1 protein-coding gene and 1 pseudogene are annotated in these 2,224 nt (G+C 36.4%); one reads left to right on the top strand and one right to left on the bottom strand.

Translation table 11 applies throughout. From position 1 onward, the window contains the following. A pseudogene (locus tag H5084_RS19850) lies at positions 1 to 104 on the bottom strand (transposase); the annotation flags it as partial. A gap of 541 nt (positions 105 to 645) precedes the next feature. On the opposite strand from H5084_RS19850, the gene H5084_RS19145 reads away from it, so the two are divergent. Further along, complete coding sequence (locus H5084_RS19145) at positions 646 to 1,740, top strand: YdcF family protein (RefSeq protein ID WP_182692221.1); 1,095 nt, start codon at positions 646 to 648, stop codon at positions 1,738 to 1,740. The last annotated feature ends 484 nt before the right edge of the window (positions 1,741 to 2,224 follow it).

The raw sequence follows: 2,224 nt of genomic DNA on the forward strand, positions 1-2,224 counted from the left end.
TATTTATCTTCACCACATAAATAAGCTCGACGAACACAACGAGATATACAGTGGTAATAAGGGGTATCAGCAAGCGATACTTGAGATTGTCGAGATTGAGTCATAATAAACTACCTCCGAGCATGTAAAACCGCATCACTGAAAGATAGGTTGATTATGAATATTGGTCAAAGCTTATGGCCATTGGTTTTCTTGGTTTTCACATTGGTTTTCACTTGTTTGTTCCGCCTCATAGTTTATGGCTATTTACTAATTTACCTATTTACCTATTTACCTATTTACCCATTTACTAGTTTCCTTCCTAATTTATCCACACTAATTTCATGTGTCGAAATGAGATCCACTGGCAATATAAACCATTTTTAAAAGATATGGAGATGCCATTATTTTGCTTCATCGAATGTTAATAATTAGAAAATTACAATTATCTTCATTCTTAATTCGCTTGGTGAATTAATTAAAATGTCTCGTGAAAATAAATTAAATCATGCTAAATGGCTTTATTTTAGTGGTAGGTCACGTTTATTTTAAAGTTTACGTCTTGTTGTCAGAGGTTTGAGTGATATTATATTTTTGTTTTAAAAGATAATTCACGGTGCGAAATAATAGAAATTTTGACGGTCCCATTATAGGAAGGTAATAGATATGAAAAAAAATATAATTGCTATAGCGCTAACAGGTGCATTAGCTTTATCGATGTCTCCAGTTGTATTCGCCAAGCAAGAGGTTGCTGTACAAGCCCAAGTTTCTCCTGCTGATTTTATGACAAAGCGGCAGGTTGTTGATCAGTTGTTAGGAGAAGCTTTAAAAGTCTTTGAATCTCCTGCCCGTATCTCACATGCTGGCTTCACCGCGAAAATGCCGAGTAATATGGCAACTATTACTGAACGATTATTATCTGCTTATGCACTAGAACCATATAGAACTGATCTGCTGATTTCTGCTGCTAATGCACAGGTCTACAATAAAAATATAGATTATGCGATAGAGCTTTTTGAGCAAGCCCTTTCTGTTGCACCAGATGATGTGGATTTGAATTCTTATCTTGCGGTATGGCAAAAATTCAAGGGTAATGAAGCTGTTTCACAAAAATATATGGCTAGAATAGCAGAGTTAGATTCCGGTCAAGAAGCTGATCTTAAGCGTATATTTAAAACAATAGACCGTGTAGTAGAGACTCCATTAAAAGATAAACCAGGGAAACCACTCGCAGGAAATACCGCTATTGTTACTCTAGGTTATGCATTGAATCCCGACGGTTCAATGGATGAGATATTAATTAAGCGTTTACAAACAACACTTGAAATGGCAAAAAAACAGCCTGAATCTCTTATTGTTCTTACTGGTGGTGTACCAAAAAATCATAAAACCGAAGGCAAGCTTATGGCCGACTGGTTGATTAATAAAGGTGTTGATAAAAATAGAATCATTGAAGAAAACTATGCGACAAGTACTGTTGATAACGCGTTACTTAGTAGTTATGCTCTTGCTCGTCATAACATTGACCATGCAACAATTATTAGCTCAGCTAGTCATGTAAGGCGTGGACAATCTTTATTTGAAATTGCTAGTTGGCAAACGGGCCCTAAAGGGATTACTTTTGATACTGTAGCTTTCCCTGATAAGCCCCTTTCTAATCTAAAAGTTCCTAGCGATAAAGAACTTTTAGGTATTTACCGAGATGCTTTACGCACCTATGGTATGTGGAGCTACCGTTCTAAACCACTACTTGCACGATAGTGGAAATGGAAAAAATCAGGAAAGATAACAAAGTACTGGGCACCCATTACTTTGACTGATGATTGTTCACAAACTGCCTTTTAAAGGTGCATACTTTGCACTTGGAGGTAGTTTGTTATGACCCCATCTTACGAATCAATCGTTCCCCTGTTACAGTATGACCATACCGAAAACACTCAAGGCTAAATATTCAATTAGATAATTTGAAAAGTATATTATCAGGATTGAGATCGCTAAAGTTAATTTAAGACAATGTTAATAGTTAATTGAATTATTGTTTTCCTGTAAAGGTTAAATATAATGACTCACCTAATCAATTCAAATTGAAGCGAATAATATGATACCCATGGGAAGTGTTGTTACTGCGTGTATGCTCGCAGGTTTAATTGTGGCCGTACCGCCAATGGCAAAAGGTTGTCCTCGACCTATTCGCCTTAGTGTTGGTGTTATTTTACTCGCCGCGGGGTTGTGGAATATCTTTTGG

It is taken from the genome of Psychromonas sp. SR45-3, from assembly GCF_014163575.1.
GTDB lineage: Bacteria > Pseudomonadota > Gammaproteobacteria > Enterobacterales > Psychromonadaceae > Psychromonas > Psychromonas arctica.